This window comes from Bradyrhizobium sp. SZCCHNS1022, from assembly GCF_032484835.1.
Taxonomy (GTDB): domain Bacteria; phylum Pseudomonadota; class Alphaproteobacteria; order Rhizobiales; family Xanthobacteraceae; genus Bradyrhizobium.
Map to the genome: position 1 here is coordinate 321,880 of NZ_JAUETT010000002.1, position 17,060 is coordinate 338,939.

The window sequence follows — 17,060 nt, forward strand, 5'->3', positions numbered from 1 at the left end:
ATGCCCGCGCCGAGTCGGTTGAGGAGAGGCGACGACCAAACCTGCCGGCAGCCGCGTCCTACGTCGTGATCCCGGAAAACCAAGATTCCGGGAAGACAGACTTCTGAAATCAAAGGCGAGCATGTCCAGCGCTGGATTCATCCATCTCCACGTCCATTCCGCCTATTCGCTGCTGAAAGGTTCGATCAAGATTGGCAAGCTCAGCGAGCTTGCCAAGGCGGACCGGCAGCCGGCGCTGGCGCTGACCGACACCGACAACATGTTCGGTGCGCTGGAATTTTCCGAGAAGATGGCGGGCTATGGCATCCAGCCGATCATCGGCTGCGAGCTCGCGATCGATTTCGGCGACGTCGATCCGAACGCCCGCAGCGCCGGAGCGATCGCAACCCCTGCCCGAATCGTTCTGCTGGCGGCGCGCGAGGAGGGCTACCGCCACCTGATGCGGCTGAACTCGCGCGCATTTCTGGAGACGCCAACCCACCAGGCGCCGCACATCAAGTATGACTGGCTGAAGGAGGGCGCCGATGGGCTGATCGCGCTGACCGGCGGGCCCGATGGGCCGATCTCGCTCGCGATCCAGCACGATCATGCCGCGCTCGCCGGGCAGCGCTGCGAGCGACTGGCGAGCGTATTTGGCGATCGCCTCTATGTCGAACTGCAACGCCACGGCATGGACAAGGAGCGCCGCGTTGAGAGCGGCCTGATCGATATCGCCTATGCGCAGGGCCTGCCCCTGGTCGCGACCAACGAGCCGTATTTCGCCGCAAGCGACGATTACGAAGCCCATGACGCACTGCTCTGCATCGCCGGCGGGCATCTGATCGCCGACACCGAGCGCGCGCAGTTGACGCCCGACCACCGCTTCAAGACCCGCGCGGAAATGGCGGTACTGTTCGCGGATATTCCGGAGGCGTTGGCGTCGACCGTCGAGATCGCCCAACGTTGTTCGTTCCGGCCCAGGACGCGCAAGCCGATCCTGCCGCTGTTCACGGTCGGCGCCGGCACCGACGCTGCCGATGCCGCCAGTGCCGAGGCCGCCGAATTGAAGCGCCAGGCGGAAGAGGGGTTGGAGCGGCGGCTGCGCGTGCACGGCCTCGCGCCGGGCATGACAGAGGAGGACTATCAGAAGCGGCTCGCCTTCGAGCTCGACGTCATCACCCGCATGAAATATGCGGGCTACTTCCTGATCGTGTCCGACTTCATCAAATGGGCCAAGGCGCACGGCATTCCGGTCGGACCAGGCCGTGGCTCCGGCGCAGGCTCGCTGGTCGCCTGGGTGCTCACGATCACCGATCTCGACCCGATGCGGTTCGCACTGCTGTTCGAGCGCTTCCTCAATCCCGAGCGCGTCTCGATGCCGGACTTCGACATCGACTTCTGCCAGGACCGCCGCGGCGAAGTGATCTCCTACGTGCAGCAGCGCTACGGGCGCGACCAGGTGGCGCAAATCATCACCTTCGGTACGTTGCAGGCGCGCGGCGTGTTGCGTGACGTCGGCCGCGTGCTGCAGATGCCCTACGGCCAGGTCGACAAGCTGACCAAGCTGGTGCCGCAGAATCCGGCCGCGCCCGTCACCTTGGCGGCCGCGATCGAGGGCGAGCCGAAGCTGCAGGCCTTCCGCGACGAGGATCCGGTGGTGGCGCGCGCCTTCGACATCGCGATGCGGCTCGAAGGCCTGACGCGCCACGCTTCCACCCACGCGGCCGGCATCGTGATCGGCGACCGTCCGTTGAGCGAGCTCGTACCGCTCTATCGCGATCCGAAATCCGACATGCCGGTCACCCAGTTCAACATGAAATGGGTCGAGCCGGCCGGCCTCGTCAAATTCGACTTCTTGGGCCTCAAGACGCTCACCGTGCTCGACGTCGCGGTGAAGCTGCTGAAGCAGCGCGACGTTCATGTCGATCTTCCGACGCTGCCGATCGACGATGCCACGAGCTATCAGATGCTGGCGCGCGGTGATGTGGTCGGCGTGTTCCAAGTTGAAAGTCAGGGCATGCGGCGGGCGCTGATCGATATGCGCCCGGACCGTTTCGAGGACATCATCGCGCTGGTCGCGCTGTACCGGCCGGGCCCGATGGCGAACATCCCGACCTATTGCGCCCGCAAGCATGGCGAGGAGGAGCCGGAATATCTGCATCCGATCCTGGAGCCGATCCTGAAAGAGACGTTCGGCGTCATCATCTATCAGGAGCAGGTGATGCAGGTCGCGCAGCAGATGTCCGGCTATTCGCTCGGCGAAGCCGACCTGTTGCGCCGCGCCATGGGCAAGAAGATCCGCGCCGAGATGGACAAGCAGCGCGTCCGCTTCGTCGACGGCGCGATCAAGAACGGCGTGCCGAAGGATCAGGCCGATACCATCTTCGACCTGCTTGCCAAGTTCGCCGACTACGGCTTCAACAAGTCGCACGCCGCGGCCTATGCGCTGGTGTCCTACCACACCGCCTATATGAAGGCGCATTATCCGGTCGAGTTCATCGCGGCGTCGATGACGCTCGATCTCAACAATACCGACAAGCTCTCGGAATTCCGCTCCGAAGCTCAGCGCCTCGGCATCAAGGTCGAGCCGCCCTCGATCAACAAGTCCGGGCCGACCTTCGAGGTCAGCGGCAACACGATCTATTACGCGCTCGCAGCGCTCAAGGGCGTCGGCCCGCAGGCGATCGAGCTCATCGTGGAGGCCCGTAACAAAAGCGGGCCGTTCAAGTCGCTTGCGGACTTTGCCGCCCGCGTCAATCCGCGGGCCATCAACAAGCGAATCATCGAAAGCCTCGCTGCGGCCGGCGCCTTCGATGTGGTCGACACGAACCGGGCGCGGGTGTTCGCCGGCGCGGATGCGATCGTCGCGGCCTGCCAGCGCGCGCATGAAGCCGAAACCTCAGGCCAGAACGACATGTTCGGCAATGCGGCGGACGCGCCGACCATCGTGCTTCCGAACATCGAGAACTGGCTGCCGGCCGAGCGCCTGCGGCGCGAATATGATGCGATCGGCTTCTTTCTGTCCGGCCATCCGCTCGACGATTATGCGACGGCGCTGAAGCGGCTGCGGGTGCAGAGCTGGGCGGAGTTCTCGCGCGCGGTGAAGACCGGCGCGACCGCCGGCAAGGTGGCCGCCACCGTGGTGTCGCGTATGGAGCGCCGCACCAAGACCGGCAACAAGATGGGAATCATCGGCCTGTCCGACCCCACCGGACATTTCGAGGCCGTGCTGTTCTCCGAAGGGTTGGCGCAATATCGCGACGTGCTGGAGCCAGGTGCCGCCGTGCTGCTGCAGCTCGGGGCCGAGCTGCAGGGCGAGGACGTCCGCGCCCGGGTGCTGCATGCCGAACCGCTCGATGACGCCGCCGCCAAGACGCAGCGCGGCTTGCGGATCTTCCTGCGCGACACCAAGCCGCTCGACTCGATCGTCAAGCGGCTGCAGGGGCCGGAAGCCCAGCCCGTCAACGGCAATGGTACCGGCAATGGTGCACTTGCGAAGGGAACGGCGTCCCCGCTGGTGCCGCGTGCGGCGGCCGGCGAGGGTGAGGTCTCGCTGGTCATGATGCTGGACGTCGAGACTGAGGTCGAGATGAAGCTGCCGGGCCGCTTCAAGGTTTCGCCACAAATTGCGGGCGCGATCAAAGCGGTGACCGGTGTCGTCGAGGTCCAGACGCTCTGATGGCGAGGAACTGCGCCGTTCAACTGCGGTTCAGCTGATGGATCGCTGAATCCAGGTGATTGTCTGCGAGTGCCGGAGGCTCCAATGCGATTGGCCGGGAGGTCGTGTTTTCTTTTCATCTGCCTGCTTCTCATAGGCCTCGCGCTGCGGCTGGCGCCGCCGGCGGCCGCACAGCAGCAGCCCGGTCAGGAAAAGCGCATCGCGCTCGTGATCGGTAACGGCGCCTATGCCAAGGGACCGCTCGCCACGACGGCCAACGATGCCGGGCTGATCGCGCAGACCCTGCAGGCGGCCGGTTTCGACGTGATCGGTGCCCGCGACCTCGACGGCGACAGCCTGCGCAAGAGCTTTCGCGACTTCATGCAGAAGGTGCAGTCGTCGGACAACAATACGGTCGCGATGATCTATCTCGCCGGCTACGGCGTGCAGATGGCGGGCGAGAACTATTTCATCCCGGTCGATTCCACGATCAATCGCGACACCGACATCCCGACCGAGGGCTTGCGGATCGGCGACTATCTGCGGCAGCTCGCGGCAATCCCGCTCAAGGCGAGCATTGTCGTGCTCGATGCCGCGCGCCAGCAGCCATTCGTCCAGGGCGGACAGCTCGCCGGTGGTCTCGCACTGGTCGAACCGGACAACAACATGCTGATCGCCTTCAGCGCGGCGCCCGGCACGGTCGCGCCGAGCGAGAGCGGCACTTATGGGATCTATGCGCAATCGCTCGCCGAAATGATCCGTACCGGCGGCTTGTCGCTGCCGGACGTGTTCGATCGGGTCCGGCTCCGCGTCAACGAGGCCACCAAGGGCGCGCAGGTGCCGTGGGACGCACAGAAGATCCAGGCCACCTTCAGCTTCTTCGATCGCGCGCCGGATGCACCCGCAGCGCAGGCGCAGCCGGCGCAGGTCGTCGCCATGCGCGAGCGGCCGCTGCGCGAGTTGTCGGTTCAGGAGGCCTATACGGCCGCGCTGGAGCGCGACTCGCTGCAGGGCTATGAGGAGTTCCTGGCCGCGTTTCCAAGCGATCCGCTGGCGAAGCGGGTGAGGGCGCTGGTCGCGATCAGGCGCGAGGCCATCACGTGGCGCCGCACCTACCGTGCCGACACGCCGGATGCGTATTGGTCCTATCTCAGACGCTACCCGCACGGCCCGCACGCCGAGGACGCGCGGCGGCGGCTGGCGATCCTGACCGCGCCGCTGGAGCCGCCGCCGTCCTTTGCGATGATGGATTACGACGTGCCGCCGCCCCCGCCGGACGAGGTCATCTATGTCGACCGTCCGGTGCTGATGTTCTCCGATCCCGAATTTGCCTTCGCGCCGCCGCCACCGCCGCCGGTGTTCGTGCTGCCGCCGCCGCCGCCGGATTTCGTGGTGCTGTCGCCGCCGATCGAGCCGGTCGGGCTGTTCGTGTTGCCGCAGCCGGTGTTCGTGCCGATACCGGTCTATGTCCGGGCGCCGGTCTATGTGGCGCCGCCACCGAACAACATCATCTTCAACAACATCCACAATACGAACGTCATCAACACGGTGATCAACCAGCCGCCGCCTCCGGCACCCGCGCCGGGCGCACCTGTCGCCGCTGGTCCGCATCCGGTGCCTGCCGCCGCCCCGGCCTTGCCGCCCGCGGTGGCGCAACGGGCCACGCTGATCCAGCAGGGCAAGGCCCCGGTGCCGCCAAGCGCTGCGATCAGTCCGATCGGGCGCACTCCCGGTACGCCGCAGCCGGCTCCGGCCAACGTGACGCCAAGCGCGGCACCGTCGCCACCAGCTGCACCGGCGGCAAACCTGCCGCATCCCAACGCACTGCCGGTGCCCGGCAGTCATGGCGCGCCGCCGGCACCGGCAGCTGTCACCACCGCGCCGAATCCACGGACGTCTTCGCCGCTGTCGCCAGGACAGCCGCCGACGCCATCGAATCTGCAGGTCAACCGCACCCCGCCGGGTGCGACCGCCGCGCCATCCACCAAGCCGCCGCCGTCCGGCGCCCAGCCCCAGACCATGCCGGCCGCGGCACCGCCGGCAAGGCCGGAGGCGCATCCTCGGATCGAACGCGCAGCCCCGCCACCTGCGCATCCGTCGCCGCCTGCGGCACGTCTTTCCGCGCCGCCCCCGGCTGCCCGGCCGGCACCGCCACCGACGGTTCATGCCGCTCCGCCACCGCAGGCTCCGCGGCCGCCGGCTGCGGCGATGGTCCGGCCCTCTGCGCCGCCGCCGCCACGGCCTGCGGCTCCCCCGCCGATGGCGAGGCCCGCACCGCCGCCACCGCCGCCGCGCCCGGCCGCACCGCCGCCGCAAATGGCGAGGCCGGCGCCTCCGCCGCCGCCGATGGCGAGGCCTGCACCGCCCCCGCAGCAGATGGCACGGCCTGCGCCGCCTCCGCAGGCGGCGAGACCTGGGCCGCCGCCGCAACAGAAGAAGTGCCCGCCGAACGTGCAGCATTGCTGAGCTCGCGCGGCGATCGCGAGCGGTGGAGCGGCCATCGGCGCGCACCGATTCGGTGACGGCGGCCGCGGTTGCAACTGCCCGGCGTTTTCGTTATTGGCGGGCCGCCGGGTCATGCGTCCTCGATCTCTGGCGTGAAACGCCTCGGGCGAGGGTGCGTTGCGGGGGCCTCTTTGAAACTGACTGCCAGCATTTTGCGCGCGTTGCTGCGGCTTGGCGCCGTCGCGCTCAGCCTTTGCAGCATCATGCCGGCGGCGGCCCAGACGCCGTCGGGCGCCGAGGGGGTCTATGCCTCGGCACCGCCGCGGCTGTTGCAGATCCGCACGCTGGTTGCGGATGCCGGCCGGCAGACCTCGACCGGCTCCGGATTTCTGGTCTCCGCGGACGGGCTTGCCATCACCAACTATCATGTCGTCTCGGATGTGGCGCTCGAGCCCAAGACCTACCGGCTCGAATACACCGCGGCGGACGGAACCCACGGCGAGGTCAGTCTGCTTGCTGTCGATCTGCCGAACGACCTCGCGCTCATTCGCGTCGACAAGCACGACGCGCCGTTCTTCAGCTTCGACAAGGCGGCGCTGGACGGCAGTCTGCAAAAGGGCGAGCGGCTCTATTCGCTGGGCAATCCGCTCGACCTCGGGTTCACCATCGTCGAGGGCACCTATAACGGCCTGGTCGAGCACAGCTACAACGAACACATCCATTTCACCGGTGCGCTCAATCCCGGCATGAGCGGCGGACCGTCGGTCAATACACAGGGGCAGGTGGTCGGCATCAACGTCGCCACCCGCCGCGGCGGCCAGCTCATCAGCTTCCTGGTGCCGGCGCGGTTTGCAGCCGCCTTGCTGGAGCGATCGCGCGAGCGGCGGCCCTCGCCCGCGGACCTGCGCAACGACGTCACCGAGCAGTTGGCGGCGTGGCGCTCGGCGCTGTACCGGTCGTTTGCCCAGCAGGGGTTTCGCGCGGCCTCGCTCGGGCCGTATCAGGCCCCGGAAACCCGTGCGCCCTGGTTCGAGTGCTGGAGCCAGACCAATGCCAGCGCCTCGCCGAAGCCGCGCACCAACATCAATTCGACCACCTGCACCGCCGATGCCAGCGTGTTCATCGCCTCTGATCTGAACACCGGCACGGTCCAGATGAGCAATTCATACGCCAAGTCGATCGACCTGAACGAATTCCAGTTCGCCACCGTGCTGACGCAACTGGCGCAGCCGCGGCTGACGCCCGGCGGCTCGTTCCGCAAATGGTACACGCCGCAGCGATGTCTGGAGGATTTCGTCGGTCTGGCGCCAGCCTCTGCTCATCCGCCGCTGCGGGTCATTTGGTGCGCCCAGGGCTATCGGGAATTCGCCGGCCTGTACGATGTCGTGCTCGTGGCCGTGACGCAGGATCATGGTGACGAAGCGCTGGTCTCGCGCCTCAGCCTGCAGGCGGTCGCTTATGAAGATGCGATGCATCTCGGCCGGAGCTTCATCAACGGGTTGCAGGTCGTCCGATGATCTGGGTCGAGATTCTCTCCAGGCATCGCGACGTCGTCGGGCGCTTTCGCATCGACCGTCCCGAGATCACCATCGGCCGCGGCTACGACAACGACGTCGTCGTCGATGACCCCTATGTCGCTGCACAGCACGTCCGGATCTTCCGCGACGAATCCGGACGGCTTGTCGCCGAGGATCTCGGCAGCGCCAACGGTCTTTATCTGGAGAAGAACAAGAGCCGGTGCGCGCGCGTGACGCTGGACGGCATCCAGCCGATCCGGATCGGACAGAGTCTGCTGCGGATCCGCGAGATCAGCCACGCCGTCGAACCTGAGCGGCTCGCAGGATCGGAGCGCAGGTCGCTGCAAATCGGCGCTGCGCTGGGCCTCGGTGTCCTGCTGCTCGGCATCGACGCGCTGCTCATCTGGATCGGCGAGACCTCCGAGTCGCATGCGTCGAACTATCTGCTGCCGTCACTCGCTTTGTTCGGCACCGCCGCGGCCTGGGTGGGTATGTGGTCCTTGCTGTCGCGCCTGTTTGCTGGCCGCTCGATGTTTCTGCATCATGTCCTGATCGCGGAGGCGGGGCTGCTGGCGTTCTGGCTCTACAGCGAGTTCGCGCAGGTGTCCTCATTCGCCCTGACCTGGCCGGGCGCATTCACCTACCAATATGTCGCATCCTGGCTGGTGATCGCGGCAGTCTGTTTCCTGCATCTGCGCGAGGTCGGCCGCACCCACCTGGTGGCAAAAGGCGTCGTCGTGGGGCTGCTGCTCGTGACCGCGATCGCCGTACAGACCTTGCAGCGCTCCGAGGCCTTTGCCAATTCGGGCCGGCAGACCGTTTCCCATGTCATCCTGCCGCCGTCGCTGCGGCTGGTTCCGCTGCGGGACGAGGGGGCGCTCATGGGCGACATCGAAAAGCTGAAGCTCAAACTGGACGCCGATCGTTCCGAGGCGAGCAAGGCCAGCCGCGACCATTAAGCCGCGCTCTTTTGAGCTGCGGCCCGTCGGCAGCAGCCTTGGAACTCTGAAGCCACACCTTCAAGCGCAATTCAGACTCCGACGTCGCCACAGGTTGCAGAGGTTCCGCCACCGTCATACCGTGTCCGGGGAATTACGGGGGCGGCAATGGAATGGCGTGCGGTTGCGGGGCTGAGTTTGGCCCTGCTGGTATCTGGTTGTGTCACCGGCAAGGAGGGGACGGAATTTGCCGTCGTGGCGCAGAAGGTAGGGCCCCCCAAAGCCGGGCAATCCCGTGTCGTCATTCTCAGCCAGAAGGAATCCTGGCTCGATGCCACGAGCTGCGACGCCAAGGTCGATGGGGTTTTGCTGAGCCGGGTGCTGCCCGGAACCTATGCCTATGTCGACCGGCCCGCCGGCCACCACCATCTCGTCGCCACCCAGACGCTGTTTCCCGGCGATTCCACCCTCGATTTCGATACCGAGCCGGGTCGGACCTATTTCTTTTCGATCCGGCCGAGCGAGCGGTCCAGGGCGATGCAGGGCGGTGGGATGGTTTTCGGTCTCGTCGGCGTCGGGGTGATGGCGGCGGCGTCGTCGGGAGCGGACAACAAGGGCCCGGTCGACTTCGTTCCGCTCCAGGAACAGCAGGCGAGACCGGCCCTCGCGGAGCTTCTGCAGGCCGAATAGCCTCCAATTTCCTTGCGTTACGCGAAAATCCGGCTATATAGCGCGCCATCTCACACGGAAACATGGCTCTCTTGAGAGGCCGTCCGGTGGCAAACCGGGCCGCAAGGCTCGCATTTGCTCACGCGTTTCCGGAGGAACCAACCGGAGAATAGAACCAATGGCGCTGCCCGATTTCACCATGCGCCAGCTGCTTGAAGCTGGCGTGCACTTTGGTCACCAGTCTCACCGCTGGAATCCGAAAATGGCCGATTTCATTTTCGGGGCCCGCAACAACATCCATATCATCGACCTCGCTCAGACCGTGCCGCTGCTGCATACTGCGCTGCAGGCCGTCAGCGACACCGTCGCCAAGGGCGGCCGCATCCTGTTCGTCGGCACCAAGCGCCAGGCGCAGGACAATGTCGCCGACGCCGCCAAGCGCTCCGCGCAGTATTTCGTCAATTCGCGCTGGCTCGGCGGCACGCTGACCAACTGGAAGACGATCTCGGCCTCGATCAAGCGCCTGCGTCATCTCGACGAGGTGCTGTCCTCGGGCGAAGCCAATTCCTACACCAAGAAGGAGCGGCTGACCCTGCAGCGTGAGCGCGATAAGCTCGATCGTTCGCTCGGCGGCATCAAGGACATGGGCGGTCTGCCCGACCTGATCTTCGTGATCGACACCAACAAGGAAGACATCGCGATCCAGGAGGCCCAGCGCCTCAATATCCCGGTCGCCGCGATCGTCGATACCAATTGCGACCCGAAGGGCATCACCTATGTGGTGCCGGGCAATGACGACGCCGGCCGCGCCATTTCGCTGTATTGCGACCTGGTCGCGCGCGCCGCGATCGACGGCATTTCGCGGGCACAGGGTGAGCTCGGCATCGATGTCGGTGCCTCCGCGACCCCGATGCAGGAAGATCTGCCGACCGCGCCGACCGCCTCGAAGTTCCAGGGCCTGCCTGGACCGCGCGGCACCGCCGACGATCTCAAGAAGCTCACCGGCGTGTCCGGCACGATCGAGAAGAAGCTGAACGATCTCGGCATCTTCCATTACTGGCAGCTCGCCGAGCTCGACCACGACACCGCACATCAGATCGGCGAAGAAGTCGGTCTGCCGAGCCGGGCCGACGCCTGGGTCGCCCAGGCGAAGTCTCTCGCGGACGCTTAAGCTCGCGGGCTTAAAATGGTGGCCGGCGTCATACGCCGGCCATGACGATCGATCTACGCATTTCCTGACGGCGGACGGCGCGCACCCGGTGGCGCGCCGCGATCTGCACAGGCAAAAGGACGCTCATAATGGCTACTATCACCGCAGCGATGGTCAAGGACCTGCGCGAGTCGACCGGCGCAGGCATGATGGATTGCAAGGCCGCTCTCACTGAGACCGGTGGCGACCTGCAGGCTGCGCAGGATTGGCTGCGCAAGAAGGGCCTCTCGAAGGCGGCGAAGAAGGCCGGCCGCGTCGCGGCCGAGGGCCTGATCGGTGCGCTGACGGCGGGCAATAAGGGCGTGCTGGTCGAGGTCAATTCCGAGACCGATTTCGTCGCCCGCAACGAGCACTTCCAGGGCCTGGTCAAGATGATCGCGCAAGTCGCGCTCGACGCCGGCGCCGACATCGAGAAGATCAAGGCCGCCAAGGTCGGCAGCATCACGGTGGAAGCCGCGATCGCGGACTCGATCGCCACTATCGGCGAGAACCAGACGCTGCGCCGTGCCGCCACGCTTACGGTCAATCAGGGCGTGGTGTCGAGCTACGTTCATGGTGCCGTGATCGAAGGCGCCGGCAAGATGGGCGTTATCGTCGCGCTGGAATCGTCCGGCAAGACCGATGAACTCGCGCATCTCGGCCGCCAGCTCGCGATGCATGTCGCAGCCGCCAACCCGCAGGCGATCGATCCCACGGGCCTGGATCCCGAGCTCGTCAAGCGCGAGAAGGACGTGCTCGCCGACAAGTACCGTCAGCAGGGCAAGCCGGAAAACGTGATCGAGAAGATCGTCGAATCGGGCCTGAAGACCTTCTACAAGGAGGTCTGTCTGCTCGAGCAGGCCTTCATCCACGACAGCGGCAAGTCGGTGGCGCAGGCGCTGAAGGAAGCCGAGGGTAAGGTCGGTGGTCCGATCAAGATTGCCGGCTTCGTCCGCTATGCGCTCGGCGAAGGCATCGAGAAGGAAGAGACCGACTTCGCAGCCGAAGTCGCCGCCGCCAGCGGCAAGAAGTAACGGCCGAATCGAAGGGCCGGCATCGTTTTCGCGACGCCGGCTCGCGCGGGATAGGGAAGCATAGCACATGGCTGAGCCGGTCTATCGTCGCGTCGTGGTCAAGTTGTCCGGCGAATATCTCGCCGGCCCCCATTCCGTCGGCATCGACCAGCCGACCGTCGACCGGATCGCCGGTGACCTGATCGCAGCCCAACAGCTCGGGGTCGAGATTGCTGTCGTCGTCGGCGGCGGCAACATGGTCCGCGGTGTCGAGGTCTCCGCCCACGGCGTTTCGCGGCCGACCGGCGACACCATGGGCATGCTGGCCACGATCATGAACTGCCTCGCTCTTGAGGCCGCGATCGAGCGCAAGGGCACGCCGGCCAAGGCATTGTCGGCCTTCGTGATGCCGGAGATCTGCGAGCTGTTTACCCGCGCTGCAGCGCACAGGCACCTTGCCGAGGGCCGCATCTTGCTGCTCGGTGGCGGCACCGGTAATCCGTTCTTCACGACCGATACCACTGCGGTGCTGCGGGCTGCCGAGATCGACGCCCAGGCGGTGTTCAAGGCCACCAATGTCGATGGCGTCTATAGCGCCGATCCGAAGAAGGATCCGTCGGCGCAGCGATTTGACCGCCTGACCCATTCTCAGGCGATCGAAGGCGGTTACAAGGTGATGGACGCGACCGCATTCGCGCTTGCCCGCGAGACGTCGCTGCCTATCATTGTGTTCTCGATCGCCGAACCCGGATCGATCGGTGCGATGTTGCAGGGCGCAGGCCGCGGCACCATCGTTGCCGGCTGACCAGCCGGGTGGCAGCGGACCGGTTGAACGCTCGGAAGCGAGCGTAAAAAACCGGAAGCGAACAGGGATTTGCTGATAGTCCTTCCGTGATCCGAACTGAGCGCGACTGAGGCTTACGACGCGCAAGTCGGATGCGAAGCGACGGGTTGCAGAAAGGAAAGCGTGATGTCCACCGGAGCGTTCGACCTCAACGAATTGAAGCGCCGCATGCAGGGCGCGACCCAGGCGCTCAAGCACGAACTCAGCGGTCTGCGCACCGGCCGTGCCTCGGCCTCGATGCTCGAGCCGGTCCAGGTGGACGCCTATGGCTCGCACATGCCCTTGAACCAGGTCGCCACCATCTCGGTGCCGGAGCCGCGGCTGTTGTCGGTCCAGGTCTGGGACAAGACCATGGTGAAGGCGGTCGAGAAGGCGATCGTCGACTCCAATCTCGGGCTGACGCCTGCGACCGAGGGCCAGGTGCTGCGCCTGCGCGTTCCCGAACTGAACCAGGAGCGGCGCAAGGAGCTCGTTAAGGTCGCGCATAAATATGCGGAAGCTGCGCGCGTGGCCGTGCGCCACGTCCGTCGCGACGGACTCGACACCGTCAAGAAGCTCGAAAAGAACCACGAGATCTCCGAGGACGATCAAGAGCGTTTCGCCGCCGACGTGCAGAAGGCGACTGACGGCGTCATTGCCGAGATCGACCAGATGCTGGCGGCGAAGGAAAAGGAAATCCTGACCGTCTGAAGGGAATTTGCGATGTCGAACGCGGCCCCGATGACGGACGAGCCGGACCGATCCGATGGTCCGGCTCATGTCGCCATCATCATGGATGGCAATGGCCGCTGGGCGTCTGCACGCGGCCTGCCGCGCGCGGAAGGCCATCGTCGTGGCGTCGATGCGCTGCGGCGCGTGGTGCGCGCCGCGCCGGAGCTCGGCATCCGCTATCTCACGATCTTTTCCTTCAGCTCGGAAAACTGGTCGCGTCCGGCGAGCGAGATCGGCGATCTGTTCGGCTTGTTGCGCCGCTTCATCCGCAACGATCTCGCGACGCTGCATCGGGACGGCGTAAGGGTGCGGGTCATCGGCGAGCGCGCGGGCCTCGAGCCTGACATCTGCGCGCTGTTGAGCGAGGCCGAAGAGCTGACCCGCAACAACAGCAAGCTGACGCTGGTGGTCGCGTTCAATTATGGCTCGCGCCAGGAAATCGCGCGGGCCGTCCAGCAGCTGGCGCGTGAAGTCGCGGAGGGCAAGCGCGATCCGGCATCCATCGATGCCGATGCGATCGGTCGCCATCTCGACGCGCCCGATATTCCCGATCCCGATCTCATCATCCGCACCAGCGGCGAGCAGCGCCTGTCGAACTTCCTGATGTGGCAGGCCGCCTATAGCGAACTGGTTTTCGTGCCCATTCACTGGCCGGATTTCGACAAGGCCGCGCTCGAGGGCGCGATCGCCGAATTCGGCCGGCGGGAACGTCGCTTCGGCGGCCTCGTTACGAAAACCGCATCGTGAGCAAAACCGACATCGCAAGCGCTGCCGACGCCAAGGGGCCGCAGCACAATTTCCTGTTGCGCGTTGCCGCGGCTCTCGTGCTGGCGCCGCTCGCGTTGGCGGCTGCCTATGCCGGCGGCGTGTTCTGGACCGTGCTCGTCACGGTGGCGGCGATCGGTCTTTACGTCGAATGGCTGATGGTGGTCGGCGAAGTCCGCGCGGTCAGTGTCACCGTGACCGGGGCGCTGCTGCTGGCCGTCGCCGGCGTATGTCTTGCGTTCGGCCTGGTCGATATCGCCGTCATCGTCCTTGGGCTTGGGCTTGTCGTGGTCGTCGCGCTCGCAGCCGGTCACCGCAGCTGGGCCGCCGCAGGCTTCGTCTATACGGCCGCGGCGCAATTGGCCTCTGTGCTGGTGCGCCTCGACTCTGAGCATGGCTGGTTTGCCCTGGTGCTCGTGCTGCTGGTGGTGTGGGCGAGCGATATCGGCGGCTATGTCGCCGGACGCGGCATCGGCGGGCCGAAGCTTGCGCCGCACATCAGTCCGAACAAGACCTGGGCCGGCGCGATCGGCGGATTCGTCGGCAGCCTGCTCGTGGCTGCCGGATGGTCGGCCCTCGGGGCCGGCCGCTTGGTGCCGTTCCTCGCCGTTGCGGCCGTGCTGTCGATCGTCTCGCAGCTTGGCGATCTGTTCGAGTCCGCCGTGAAGCGGCGTTTCGGGGTCAAGGACTCCAGTCACATCATCCCGGGCCACGGCGGCCTGTTGGATCGGCTCGACGGTTACGTCGCCGCGGTCGTGTTCGCGGCAGTCTTAGGTTTGGTGCGGGGCGGCCTCGACGGCGTCGGCCGCGGCCTTTTGATATGGTGAAGCGATGAGCGCAGTTCCTTTACGGAATAACAAGGCGAGCGCAGCGGCGGTGCGCAGCATCACCGTGCTGGGCGCGACCGGGTCGATCGGCGACAGCACGATGGATCTGCTGCGGGCGTCTCCCGAGCGCTATCGGGTCGAGGCGTTGACCGGCAACAGCAACGTGCAGGGGCTCGCCAAGCTCGCCAAGGAATTTAACGCCGGCTTTGTCGCGGTGGCCGATCCATCGCGGCTGTCCGAATTGCGCGAGGCGCTGTCCGGCACGGGCATCGAATCGGGGGCAGGGGAGAGCGCCATCATCGAGGCCGGCGCACGTCCGGCCGACTGGGTGATGGCGGCGGTTTCGGGCGCGGCCGGATTGAAGCCGGCGCTCGCCGCGGTCGACCGCGGCGCGACCGTCGCGCTCGCCAACAAGGAATGCCTGGTCTGTGCGGGCGACATGTTCATGCAGCGCGCCGCCCAGGCCGGCGCCTGCATCCTGCCCGCCGATTCCGAGCACAACGCATTGTTCCAAGCGCTGTCATCGGGCAACCGCGAGGAACTGGTGCGGGTCATCATCACCGCCTCCGGCGGACCGTTCCGCACCTGGGCCGCCGCCGATATCGAGCAGGCGACCCTGGCGCAGGCGCTGAAACATCCTAACTGGAGCATGGGGCAGAAGATCACGATCGATTCGGCCTCGATGATGAACAAGGGCCTCGAGGTGATCGAGGCGTCCTATCTGTTCGCGTTGTCGCCGGACGAGATCGATGTGCTGGTGCACCCGCAATCGATCATCCACGGAATGGTCGAGTTTTCGGATTGCTCGGTGGTCGCCCAGCTCGGCACGCCCGACATGCGCACCCCGATCGCGCATTGCCTGGGCTGGCCGGACCGGATCAAGGGGCCGGCGGCCAAGCTCGATCTCGCCAAGATCGGCACGCTGACGTTCGAGGCGCCGGATTTCGCGCGTTTCCCTGGTCTGCGTCTGGCATATGAGTCCTTGCGGACCGGGAATGGCGCGACCACGGTATTCAATGCCGCCAACGAGGTCGCGGTGGCAGCCTTCATTGCCGGTCAGATCCGGTTCGGCGCGATCGCGCGCCTGGTCGAGGCAACCCTGGAGAATTGGATTAGATCGGGTAATTTAGCACCTCTCACCTCGGCCGATGACGCCATCGCCATTGACCAAACTGCGCGAAAAAAGGCCGCAGCCCTCTTGCCTGAAATTGCCCTAAAGGCATCTTAGAGCGTTCGGGGCGCGCCGGCCCACCGGAAGGGAAACGGATGTCCGAATTTTTCCAACATATCTTCAATACGTTAAGCCATGGCCTGTTGGGCTATATCGTCCCCTTCCTGTTCGTGCTGACGATCGTCGTCTTTTTCCACGAGCTCGGCCATTTCCTGGTCGCCCGCTGGGCGGGCGTGAAGGTGTTAACGTTTTCGCTCGGATTTGGCCCTGAGTTGATCGGTTTCAACGATCGGCACAACACCCGCTGGAAGATCTCCGCGATTCCGCTGGGCGGCTACGTCAAGTTCTTCGGCGACGACAGCGAGGCCTCGACGCCCTCGGCCGAGGCGCTGGCGAAAATGACCCCTGAGGAGCGCGCCGGCAGCTTCCACCACAAGAAGGTCGGTCCGCGTGCCGCGATCGTTGCGGCCGGCCCGATCGCCAACTTCATCTTGGCGGTGGTCATCTTCGCCGGCATGGCGCTTTATTTCGGCAAGCCGAGCTCGACCCCGCGGGTCGATGCGGTGCAGGCCGACAGCGTGGCGGCGGCGGCCGGCTTCAAGGTCGGCGACATCGTCGCCTCGATCGATGGTCACGAGATCGACAGCTTCGCCGACATGCAGCGAATCGTGTCGGTCAATGCCGGCTCTGAGCTCACCTTCCACCTCAAGCGGGACGGGAGTGAGGTCACGCTGAAGGCGGCGCCGGCGCTGAAGGAGGTCAAGGACCTGTTCGGCAATGCGCACCGGATCGGTGTGCTCGGCATTCAGTACAACGCGCGGCCGGACGAAGCGCGCTCGACCCCGGTCGGCCTCGGCGAGGCGGTGAAGATCGGCTTCGAGCAGGTCTGGTTCATCATCGCCACCACCTTCAAGTTCGTCGCTTCCCTGTTCGCCGGGGCGGGGAGCGCGGGGGACGTCGGCGGCCCGATTCGGATCGCCCAGCTCTCCGGCCAGGCGGCGAGCCTCGGTTTCCAATTTGTTGTGCAATTATGTGCAACGCTGTCGGTCTCGATCGGGCTTTTGAACCTGTTCCCGGTTCCGCTGCTCGATGGCGGCCACCTTCTGTTCTATGCGGTCGAGGCCGCCCGGGGCCGGCCGCTCTCGGAGCGGGCTCAGGAGATGGGCTTCCGAATCGGGTTGGGCCTTGTACTGATGCTGATGGTGTTTGCAACGTATAACGACATCCTGCACCTCGCGGGGTCCTGACCGCGGCTTTTTTATGACGTGGCGGATGAGCAACGTTTTGAAACGAAAATGAAAATACGGAGACATGGAGCGTTTGCCGCCTAGGTG

General features: G+C 65.6%; 13 protein-coding genes. All 13 read left to right on the plus strand.

Translation table 11 applies throughout. The annotated features are described in order from the left end of the window. The first annotated feature begins 121 nt into the window (after nt 1-121). The 13 genes from dnaE (at nt 122) to QX071_RS15085 (ending at nt 16,973) form a co-directional block, all read left to right on the plus strand. Nucleotides 122-3,658, plus strand: a complete 3,537-nt coding sequence (gene dnaE, locus QX071_RS15025; RefSeq protein ID WP_315703490.1) for a DNA polymerase III subunit alpha — start codon at nt 122-124, stop codon at nt 3,656-3,658. Between the two features lie 84 nt (nt 3,659-3,742). Further along, the gene (locus tag QX071_RS15030; RefSeq protein ID WP_316172021.1) at nt 3,743-6,103 is read left to right on the plus strand and encodes a caspase domain-containing protein; all 2,361 of its coding nucleotides are present in this window, start codon (nt 3,743-3,745) and stop codon (nt 6,101-6,103) included. A gap of 242 nt (nt 6,104-6,345) precedes the next feature. Further along, nucleotides 6,346-7,599 (plus strand): S1C family serine protease, encoded by a 1,254-nt coding sequence (locus QX071_RS15035; protein WP_409977514.1) that lies wholly within the window; start codon nt 6,346-6,348, stop codon nt 7,597-7,599. Next, nucleotides 7,596-8,558 (plus strand): FHA domain-containing protein, encoded by a 963-nt coding sequence (locus QX071_RS15040; RefSeq protein WP_315768847.1) that lies wholly within the window; start codon nt 7,596-7,598, stop codon nt 8,556-8,558. Before QX071_RS15035 ends, QX071_RS15040 begins: the two co-directional genes overlap by 4 nt. A gap of 147 nt (nt 8,559-8,705) precedes the next feature. Further along, nucleotides 8,706-9,227 carry a DUF2846 domain-containing protein gene (locus QX071_RS15045; protein ID WP_315806589.1) on the plus strand — a complete coding sequence of 174 codons (522 nt, stop codon included), beginning with the start codon at nt 8,706-8,708 and terminating at the stop codon, nt 9,225-9,227. 157 nt (nt 9,228-9,384) lie between these two features. Then, a complete protein-coding gene (locus QX071_RS15050; RefSeq protein WP_315762937.1) occupies nt 9,385-10,377 on the plus strand; it encodes a 30S ribosomal protein S2 in 993 nt (330 codons plus the stop codon). Nucleotides 10,378-10,505: 128 nt separating this feature from the next. Beyond that, on the plus strand, nt 10,506-11,429 hold the full coding sequence (tsf, locus tag QX071_RS15055) for a translation elongation factor Ts (protein WP_315703496.1): 924 nt from the start codon (nt 10,506-10,508) through the stop codon (nt 11,427-11,429). 67 nt (nt 11,430-11,496) lie between these two features. Further along, nucleotides 11,497-12,213 (plus strand): UMP kinase, encoded by a 717-nt coding sequence (gene pyrH, locus QX071_RS15060; RefSeq protein ID WP_315703497.1) that lies wholly within the window; start codon nt 11,497-11,499, stop codon nt 12,211-12,213. Nucleotides 12,214-12,378: 165 nt separating this feature from the next. Then, on the plus strand, nt 12,379-12,942 hold the full coding sequence (frr, locus tag QX071_RS15065; protein ID WP_315703498.1) for a ribosome recycling factor: 564 nt from the start codon (nt 12,379-12,381) through the stop codon (nt 12,940-12,942). Nucleotides 12,943-12,954: 12 nt separating this feature from the next. Next, entirely contained in the window at nt 12,955-13,710 is a 756-nt protein-coding gene (locus tag QX071_RS15070) for an isoprenyl transferase (RefSeq protein ID WP_315703499.1), read from the plus strand. Continuing rightward, on the plus strand, nt 13,707-14,555 hold the full coding sequence (locus QX071_RS15075; RefSeq protein ID WP_315743348.1) for a phosphatidate cytidylyltransferase: 849 nt from the start codon (nt 13,707-13,709) through the stop codon (nt 14,553-14,555). Before QX071_RS15070 ends, QX071_RS15075 begins: the two co-directional genes overlap by 4 nt. A 4-nt stretch (nt 14,556-14,559) precedes the next feature. Further along, the gene (gene dxr, locus QX071_RS15080; protein WP_315743350.1) at nt 14,560-15,783 is read left to right on the plus strand and encodes a 1-deoxy-D-xylulose-5-phosphate reductoisomerase; all 1,224 of its coding nucleotides are present in this window, start codon (nt 14,560-14,562) and stop codon (nt 15,781-15,783) included. A 38-nt stretch (nt 15,784-15,821) separates the two neighbouring features. After that, nucleotides 15,822-16,973 (plus strand): RIP metalloprotease, encoded by a 1,152-nt coding sequence (locus tag QX071_RS15085; protein WP_316172018.1) that lies wholly within the window; start codon nt 15,822-15,824, stop codon nt 16,971-16,973. Nucleotides 16,974-17,060 lie beyond the last annotated feature (87 nt).